Annotated in this window: 8 protein-coding genes; 1 reads left to right on the top strand and 7 read right to left on the bottom strand. The window is 62.4% G+C overall.

The genetic code is table 11. From position 1 onward, the window contains the following. Positions 1 to 511, bottom strand: a 511-nt coding sequence (locus MVC20_RS15725; protein WP_297543079.1) for a DUF2182 domain-containing protein, incomplete at its 3' end; no start/stop codon positions are given. Between the two features lie 85 nt (positions 512 to 596). Here MVC20_RS15725 and MVC20_RS15720 point away from each other — a divergent pair. Next, complete coding sequence (locus tag MVC20_RS15720; protein ID WP_297543069.1) at positions 597 to 1,325, top strand: FadR/GntR family transcriptional regulator; 729 nt, start codon at positions 597 to 599, stop codon at positions 1,323 to 1,325. A 6-nt stretch (positions 1,326 to 1,331) separates the two neighbouring features. Here MVC20_RS15720 and MVC20_RS15715 read toward each other — a convergent pair whose 3' ends face one another. From MVC20_RS15715 to MVC20_RS15690, 6 genes are all read right to left on the bottom strand, one after another. Next, positions 1,332 to 2,693 (bottom strand): sigma-54 dependent transcriptional regulator, encoded by a 1,362-nt coding sequence (locus MVC20_RS15715; RefSeq protein ID WP_297543068.1) that lies wholly within the window; start codon positions 2,691 to 2,693, stop codon positions 1,332 to 1,334. Further along, a complete protein-coding gene (locus tag MVC20_RS15710; RefSeq protein ID WP_297543067.1) occupies positions 2,690 to 2,818 on the bottom strand; it encodes a hypothetical protein in 129 nt (42 codons plus the stop codon). Before MVC20_RS15710 ends, MVC20_RS15715 begins: the two co-directional genes overlap by 4 nt. A gap of 13 nt (positions 2,819 to 2,831) precedes the next feature. After that, positions 2,832 to 4,142: a c-type cytochrome gene (locus MVC20_RS15705; protein ID WP_297543066.1), complete on the bottom strand. Its 1,311-nt coding sequence runs from the start codon at positions 4,140 to 4,142 to the stop codon at positions 2,832 to 2,834. A gap of 2 nt (positions 4,143 to 4,144) precedes the next feature. Then, positions 4,145 to 5,356 (bottom strand): formate dehydrogenase subunit gamma, encoded by a 1,212-nt coding sequence (locus MVC20_RS15700; protein ID WP_297543064.1) that lies wholly within the window; start codon positions 5,354 to 5,356, stop codon positions 4,145 to 4,147. Positions 5,357 to 5,500: 144 nt separating this feature from the next. Further along, complete coding sequence (fdh3B, locus tag MVC20_RS15695) at positions 5,501 to 6,097, bottom strand: formate dehydrogenase FDH3 subunit beta (RefSeq protein WP_008279844.1); 597 nt, start codon at positions 6,095 to 6,097, stop codon at positions 5,501 to 5,503. Between the two features lie 12 nt (positions 6,098 to 6,109). Next, positions 6,110 to 8,995: a formate dehydrogenase subunit alpha gene (locus tag MVC20_RS15690; RefSeq protein WP_297543060.1), complete on the bottom strand. Its 2,886-nt coding sequence runs from the start codon at positions 8,993 to 8,995 to the stop codon at positions 6,110 to 6,112. Between the last annotated feature and the right edge of the window lie 60 nt (positions 8,996 to 9,055).

Below are 9,055 nucleotides of genomic sequence, written 5' to 3'. Positions count from 1 at the left end.
CTTCATCCCAATGCTGCATGAAGAACGACAGCGGGCGGCGGCATTTCGACAGGCATGCCTCCTTGACCGGGCTGAACTGATACGCCCCCGCCACGGCCAGCAACACCGCCGACAAAACGCCAGAGCGGCTATCGCCAAATGCCGTCAGCATCCCCGCCTGAAAGAGCGCCATTTGCGCCCCCGCCGCAAGGATCGAAAATCCGAGCCAGACCGTCAGATACCCCGCCACCAATGACCCGAAACGCGTCTCGCCAGTGTGGCTCAACTCCTCATAAGTGGCAAAGGCCGGAAGCGCCGTGGGCGCCATCATCGCCGCCGACATCAGCGCCCACATCAGGATGATCCGGCCAAATCCGGCCGCATCAGGGGTCACGATGCACAGGCTTTGCAGGAAATCGGCCCCAAAAATCACCGCACCATCGCGCAAGTCCTGCGGCAGCGCCATGGCGTAAAGCAGGCCCCAAGCCCCGAGAATAAGGCAGAACAGCACCAACCAGTGCCCCCCACCCATTCGCCTGACCTGTGCCGCAATCATCGCCTCATCCCCGCGACTCACCTCTTGCGTTTAAATTGTCAGACATTTAAATGTAAGACAAATGAAAATTGATCCGGATAACAAGGCCGATCTTTCGGCCCAGATAGCCGAGGCAATCCGCGACGCGATTGTCTCAGGCCAACTCATTGTCGATGAACGCCTGCCGTCTGAGGCGGAACTGGCGGATCACTTCGCGGTATCGCGCCCAACGGTGCGAGAGGCGCTGAAACGCCTTGCCGCGCAATCGCTCATCCGCACCCAGCGCGGGGCCTTTGGCGGGGCCTTCGTCAACCGCCTCAGCTATCCCGAGGCCTATGGCCAGCAGATCACCACCGCCACACTCCTCCTCAGCATGAACGCCATCAGCTTTGATGTCGCCTGCGAGGCGCGCTACGCGCTGGAACGCGCCTGCACGCCGCTTGCCACCCTGCGCCGCACACCCGACACGCTGGCCACGATGCGCGCGGAGATCCATCGCCAGGGGCACCCGGGTCTGACGGACGAAAGCTTTTGCGCCTCCGACGTGGCCTTTCACCGGGCCTTGGTGGATAGCGCCGGCAACCCGGTGCTCAGCTATCAACTCGCGGGCGCGGTCGAGGCCATGCAGCCCTTGATGAACATGATCACTTTCACCGCCCGCTCGCGCGAGGCCATCGTGGGTTTTCACACCCGTATCGCCGATGCGCTTTCCAGTTCGGATGCGGAAGCCGCGCAAACCGCCCTGACCGAGCTGGAGGCTTACACGTTGACCCTCGGCCGCGATGTCATGGCTGCGCGTGCGCCGAAATAGCTGATCTCAGACACCCCAAGCCGCGCACTTGCGGTCAATCGTCTTGCGCGCCACGCCCAGACGCCGCGCCGCTTCGGCCCGGTTGCCGCCACAGGCATCAAGCACCGCCATGATATGGCGCTGCTCCACATATTCGAGCGTCTCCAGTGCTGCCTCGCCTCCGCCCCGGCCAGAGCCTGCGAATTCTTCTGGAAAGGCCCCAAGGATCACCGATCGTTCAATCAGATTGCGCAACTCCCGCACATTGCCGGGCCAGTCGTAGCGGCTCAGCTTGAGCAGGACATCCGCATCGAGATCCAGCGCGGGCATCCCCAACGCCCCGGCGAATTCGCTCATGAAGAGCGCCGCCAGTTCGACAATATCCTCCTGACGCTCCTTGAGATTGGGCATTTCCACGTTGACGATATTGATCCGGTGGTAGAGGTCAGCGCGGAACCGCCCCTCGCGCACCGCCGCCTTCAAATCGGCATTGGTGGCAAAGAGAAACCGCAGGTTCAGTGGGATTTCCCGTTCGGATCCGATAGGTCGAATGCGCTTGTCCTCCAACACGCGCAGCAGCGCCGCCTGCACATGCTCGGGCAGTTGCGCCACCTCGTCGAGCAAGAGCGTGCCGCCATCGGCATGCAGCAACAGCCCATCCTTTCGTGCGCGCCCATCCTCGACCACGCCAAACAATTCCTCGGCGATCCTATCCGCTGAAATCGCGGCGCAATTGACCGCGACAAAGGGTTTCTCAACCCGGTTCGACAGGCCATGCAGCGTGCGCGCGGCAATCTCTTTGCCGGTCCCGCTTGCCCCGGTGAACAGAACCGACGTGGGCGCAAGGGCCAGTTTGCCCAGCATCGCGCGCACGCTCTGGATTGCCGGGGAATGTCCCAACAACCGCCCGCGCGCCGCCTGCCCTCCCGCCGACAATTCATGCCGCAACAGGTAATTCTCGCGCGCCAGAAACTTGCGATCGAGCGCCCGCGCCACAGAATTGAGAATCTGATTGGCGCGAAACGGCTTGAGCACGAAATCCGTGACCCCCGCCCGCAGCGCCTTGATTGCAGTATCCAGATCGGCATAGGCGGTGATCAGGATCGTATCGGCAAAGAGGCCGACGCGCCGCTGCTCCTCCAGCCAATCGAGACCCGTCTTGCCCGGCATGATATTGTCAAGAATGACCAGATCGAAATGCACCTGATCGAGGATCATCGCCCCTTCTTCACAGGTGCGCGCCTGCTCAACATGACGGCACCGCGGCCCCAGCGTCTTGACCAGAAAATTGCGCATCCCCGGTTCGTCGTCGATGATGAGCACCGACGCAAGTGCGAGGTTCTGGCCATAGTCCTCTGCTGTCTCTTCAGGCGCGGGTTGCGGCGTCATTCGGCCGCGTCACCCAGCCGAACAGCATCGCCAGCACGCTTGGCCTCTGACGTATACCCCAATTCGTGCAGCACGGTCGGGGCGGCGGCGGCAATCACCGCACAGGCGACAAAGGCTGCAAACATGGCTTTCATTTTCTCAGTTCCCTTCTGTTGCGGTGGCCCGGCGAAGATAGTTGATCATATCCTGCCGGTCCTCAGCCGCTGTGATCCGTTGCATTGGCATCTTGGAGCCGGGGATATAGTGATCCGGTCCAAGGTCGAACAGCGCGTCAATCGTGTCATCGTTCCAGACGATCCCCGATCCGTCGAGAATGTCGGAATAGGGATAGCCGGGCACCGTTCCCGCCTGACGCCCAAACAGCCCATAGAGCGTGGGCCCGGCCTTGCGCGAGGGCGGCGGGGTCAGCGCATGGCAGATCGAGCATTTGCGCATGAATTGCCGCTCGCCATTCTCCATCTCTTCGGGTGGGCGCAGGAAACTGTGCTCTGTCTCACCCGCCGGGTCATAGTCGCCCAGCATCTCGACCGGCCAGCCATAGACCACCTCGCTCAGCCCGCCAGCATAGATCATACGCCCGTCGGGCGAAAAATCCAACGCCCAGACCGGGCCGCGCGCCATGGCCTGGAAATCGCGGGTGATCCGCCACTCTTGCGTGTCGATCACCATGATATAGCCCTGCCCATCCCCGGCGGCCAACTGCGCGGTCTCCGCGTGATGAACCAGCGACAGCACAGGGCGGCGCTCGAGCGTGAAATCGGCAATCTGCCGCCCGCTTGCCGGGTCAATCACCCGCGTCGCCCCATCGACCGCACCATAGGCCAGCCACGCATCCCCGGGCCCCAGCACGATCCGGTTGATGCCAAACCCCTGATTGAGCAATTCGCGCGGCGGGGCATCCACCTCCTGCCAGCGCCATTCCCGCAAAGACCCATCGGCAGAGGAAGAATACAAAAGCGAGCCATCTTGATTGAACGCAACGTCGCTCACCGCCGCGTCATGGCCCGTCAAGAACCGCGCGACCCCTCCCGCCACAGGCCAGATGCCGATCGATCCATCCCAACTGGCTGACGCGATCCAGTCTCCGTCCGGCGACACATCGAGCGCCGCAACCTTGCCCTTGTGTCCCTCGCGCCGCGTGCCCTGTCCGGTGGCGCGGTCCCAGACGATCAGCGCGAAATCATCGCCCCCTGACACCAGCCGCCCCTCGTCCAGCGCCGCAACCGCGATCACCGCCGCCGCGTGCCCTTCGAGCCAAAGCGGTGTGCGGCCCTGCCATACCCCCACGGAATTGTCGAAACTGGCCGAAACAACCTCGCCACTGTTCGGCAGCACGCATAAACCCATGACAGGCCCGCCATGCCCCTTGAGTGTGGTAAACTCTTGGGCCGCCAGCGGGCTTGCTCCCACCAGCGCCCAGAGCCAGAGACCAAAGGCGCGCGCCCCCATGGTTACTCCGCGGGATGCGCGGCCTTGCCGGGATCAGGCGCCTGACCCTTTTCCTGCAACTCCTTGAGCCACAGGCCATGATGCTCGCGTGCCCATTGCTCTTCGACCTCGCCCGACCCCATGGCATCGAACGCGCCCTCCATACCGACCGAGCCGATGTAGATATGCGCCAGAATGATCGCGGTCAGCACAAAGGCCATGATCGAATGCCAGAGCGTCGCCAACTGCATTTCCTCATGCGGGGCCAGGATGACCGGCAACTCGCCAAAGCCCACCGCCTGCGGCAATCCCGTCTGGTTGAGAATGGCAAAGGTCTTGGCAAACATCGGCAATTCGAACGGAAAGAGCAGCGACAGGCCCGAGGCCGAGATGGACGCGCCAAAGACAATCACGGACCAGAAGATCATCTTTTGCCCGGCGTTGAATTTCTTGGCCGGCGGATGCACGCCCTTGGTGAAAATGCCGCCGCCCACAGCCAGCCATTTCAGGTCTGTCCGATTGGGAATATTATGCAGAACCCACATGAAGAACACCATCACGAGGCCCAGCATGAAGGCCCAGGAGATGTTGTTATGCACCCATTTCGAGGCGACAGCGATGGTCGAGAAGGCCTCGTGCCCCAAGAGCGGGATCACCACCATCCGGCCAAAAAGAACCAGCAGCCCGGTGATTGCCAGCACGACAAAAGAGCCCGCCATCAGCCAATGGCCAAACCGTTCGATGGCCTGAAACCGTGTGACCGTGCGGCCTGTCTTGGCCCCGTCGATCCGGATCTTGCCCCGGATCAGGTAGAACAGCGTCAAGAGCGCAAGTGTGCCCCCCAACAGCCATGCCCCATAGGTGGCCAGCGGCCCCTTGCGGAACTCAAGCCAGGTCATGCCGCCATCCTGAATGAGAACACGCGCTTCCGGGCCACCGGCAGAGACTTTGACATCGTCCAGCCCATAGCGCAGCGCGCGCCAAACCTCGGCATCCGACGCGCCGCCCAATGTCCCCAACTGTCCCGCCATCGCAGCGGCACCGTCATCATCCGAGGCGGCATCACCGCTCTTTGGGGCGACGACCTCGCCGCGTTGCCGGGCCAGGATATCCTCCAATGTCTGCGCGCCGCCCGTGGCAGAGCGGTCGCTCACGGCAACCCCCGACGTGTCCTGCGCCGCCAAGGGCGTAGCAAGGAACAAGGAGAGCAAGAGCATCATGATCATGCGTGGCATGGGAGGTCATCCTGTCTGGAAATTTCTATGCGTTCGGGTGGACGGCACATCTGCCGTCCACCTTGTCATTTCGGTGATTTGAGATGCTGGGTTTCACCCACCCCACGAGAGAACCCGTAGGGTGGGTGCCAACCCACCCACCTCTTAGCCGCCGCTCTGCTGGCCGTAGGCCGATCCCCAGCCCCAAGCGCCCGAGCCGAAACCACGGGCCACGACGCGCTCGCGGTAGATGGCCGACACCACGTCGCCGTCCCCCGCCAACAGCGCCTTGGTCGAGCACATCTCGGCGCAGATGGGCAGCTTGCCCTCTGCAATCCGGTTGCGCCCATACTTCTGGAACTCGGCCTCCGAGTGGTTCTCTTCCGGGCCACCGGCGCAGAAGGTGCACTTGTCCATCTTGCCACGGCTGCCAAAATTGCCCGCCTGCGGGAATTGCGGCGCACCGAACGGGCACGCATAGAAGCAATAGCCACAACCGATACACAGATCCTTGGAGTGCAACACGATGCCCTCCTCGTTCTGGTAGAAGCAATCCACCGGGCAGACGGCCATGCAGGGCGCATCCGAACAGTGCATGCAGGCCACCGAGATCGAGCGTTCACCGGGGCTGCCGTCGTTGATCGTCACCACCTTGCGGCGGTTGATCCCCCACGGCACCTCGTGCTCGTTCTTACAGGCCGTGACACAGGCGTTGCATTCGATGCAGCGCTCGGCGTCGCAGAGAAACTTTGCTCTTGCCATTCTCTTTCCTCCTTACGCTGGCATGATCTTGCAGAGAGTCGCCTTGGTCTCCTGCATCTGCGTGACCGAGTCGTAGCCATAGGTCTGGGCGGTGTTCGTGCTCTCGCCCAAGACATAGGGATCCGCCCCGGCGGGATAGTTCTCGCGCAGATCGCGTCCCTCGAAATGGCCGCCGAAGTGGAACGGCATGAAGGCCACGCCCTCTGCCACCCGCTCTGTCACCATCGCCATGACCTTGACCTTGCCACCCTCTGGGCCTTCGACCCAGACCTGCGAACCATCCCGCACGCCGATGTTGTTGGCGTCACGCGGGTTGATCTCGACGAACATATCCTGCTGCAACTCGGCCAGCCACGGGTTCGACCGGGTCTCGTCGCCGCCGCCCTCGTATTCGACCAGACGGCCAGAAGTGAGGATGATCGGATAGTCCTTCGAAAAGTCGTTCTTCTGGATCGAGGCATACATGGTCGGCAAACGCCAGGCCTTGCGGTCCTCGTAGGTGGGATAATCCGCCACCAGATCACGACGGTTCGTATAGAGCGGCTCGCGGTGCAACGGAACCGGATCAGGGAAGGTCCACACGACAGCCCGCGCCTTGGCATTGCCGAAGGGCGCGCATTCGTGCTTGATCGCCACCCGCTGGATCCCGCCCGAAAGGTCGATCTTCCAGTTGGCCGAAGGACCGCCCACCGCGTCGATAGCAGCGCGCTCTTCTGCGGTCAGATCGCCATCCCAGCCCAGATCCATCAGCATCTGCATCGTGAATTCCGGATAGCCATCCTGAATCTCCGATCCCGCCGAATAGACCCCCTCGGCCAAGAGATTGTCGCCATCCCGCTCCACGCCGAAACGCGCACGGAAGGTCAAGCCGCCCTTGGACACCGGCAAGGACATATCATAGAGATTGGCCGTTCCCGGATGGTTCATCTCGGCCGTTCCCCAGCAGGGCCAGGGCAGACCGTAGTAATCGCCATCGGCCGGACCGCCCTTGGCGCGCAGCGTGGTCTTGTCGAAGGTGTGCTGGTTCGCCATGTGCAGCTTGAGCCGTTCCGGGGATTGACCCGTATAGCCGATCGTCCACATGCCACGGTTGAACTCGCGGGTGATGTCCTCGACGTTGGGCTCACCGTTTTCTTCAATCGCGATGTTGCGGAAGATCCGGTCATGGAAGCCGAACTTCTGCGCGAAGAGCGCGATGATTTCATGGTCGACTTTGGATTCAAAGAGCGGGTCCATGACCTTGTCGCGCCACTGCAACGACCGGTTCGAGGCGGTGACAGAGCCGCGCGTCTCGAATTGCGTCGTGGCAGGCAGCAGGTACACGCCATCGGTGCGATCCTGCATGACGGCGGAAACCGTCGGGAACGGATCGACCACGACCAGCATGTCCAGCTTTTCCATCGCGGTTTTCATTTCCTTGCCGCGCGTCTGGCTGTTGGGCGCATGCCCCCAGAGAACCATGGCCCGCACATTGTTGGGCTGATCCATGTTCTCCTTGTCCTCGAGCACCCCGTCGATCCAGCGCGACACGGTGATGCCGCTGAGGTTCATCATCTTGGTCTCGCCATAGGTGGCATCCGAGAACCGGCCCTTGAGCCAGTCCAGATCCTCGCCCCAGACGCGCGCCCAATGGGCCCAGGAGCCTTCCGCCAGACCGTAATAGCCGGGCAGCGTATCGGCCAGAACGCCAAGGTCGGTCGCCCCCTGCACGTTGTCATGGCCACGGAAGATGTTGGTGCCGCCACCGGCGGTGCCCATGTTGCCGAGCGCAAGTTGCAGGATGCAATAGGCGCGGGTGTTGTTGTTGCCGTTGGTGTGCTGCGTGCCGCCCATGCACCAGATCACGGTGCCCGGACGATTATTGGCCAGCGTGCGCGCCACGCGACGCAGTTGCTCGCCGGGTACGCCGGTCACGCGCTCGGTCTCTTCGGGCGTCCACTTCTTCACCTCGTCCTTGATCTGGTCCATGCCCCAGACGCGAGTACGGATGAACTCCTTGTCTTCCCAGCCATTCTCGAAGATGTGCCAGAGGATGCCCCAGACCAGCGCCACGTCAGAACCCGGACGGAAGCGCACGTATTCGTCGGCATGCGCTGCGGTGCGGGTAAAGCGCGGGTCGCAGACAATCAGCGGCGCGTTGTTTTCTTCCTTGGCTTTCAGCACGTGCAGCAGCGATACGGGATGCGCCTCTGCGGGGTTGCCGCCGATGATGAAAATCGCCTTGGAATTGTGAATGTCGTTGTAGCTGTTGGTCATGGCGCCGTAGCCCCATGTGTTTGCCACACCCGCGACCGTGGTCGAGTGACAGATCCGCGCCTGATGGTCGACGTTGTTCGTGCCCCAATAGGCGGCGAACTTGCGGAAGAGATAGGCCTGTTCGTTATTGTGCTTGGCCGAGCCCAGCCAATAGACGGAATCCGGGCCGCTCTCTTCGCGGATCTTCATCATGCCGTCGCCGATCTCGTTGATCGCCTGCTCCCAGCTGATGCGCTTCCACTCGCCGCCCTCTTTCTTCATCGGGTATTTGAGGCGACGCTCGCCATGGGCATGCTCGCGAACGGCGGCCCCTTTGGCGCAATGCGAACCCAGGTTGAACGGGCTGTCCCAGCCGGGTTCCTGCCCCGTCCAGACACCGTTTTGAACCTCAGCCACGACCGTGCAACCGACCGAGCAATGGGTGCAGACGGATTTCACCGTCTGAACCGCCGCACTGGCCGCGCTCTGCGCATTGGCGCGTGTCACGGTGCCGCCCATGGCACCGATCGCGGCGAGGCCACCGATGGCCAAACCGCTGCCGCGCAGGAATGCACGACGGTCAACCGAGGTTCCGGCGACCTCGGACAGGATACTGGTCCGCTGGGGGCGACGTGCAACCCCGTTGGTCTTTTTCCTCAACATGTTTCTCTCTCCTCCCTGGGCCCTCTTGGGCTGGGTACTGCGATTGTCCCTGACATTGCG

Source organism: Roseovarius sp. (assembly GCF_027019125.1).
In the GTDB taxonomy this organism is placed as follows: Bacteria; Pseudomonadota; Alphaproteobacteria; order Rhodobacterales; family Rhodobacteraceae; genus Roseovarius.
Note: the sequence above shows the minus strand (reverse complement) of the source record. Positions and strands in the feature narration are given on the sequence as shown.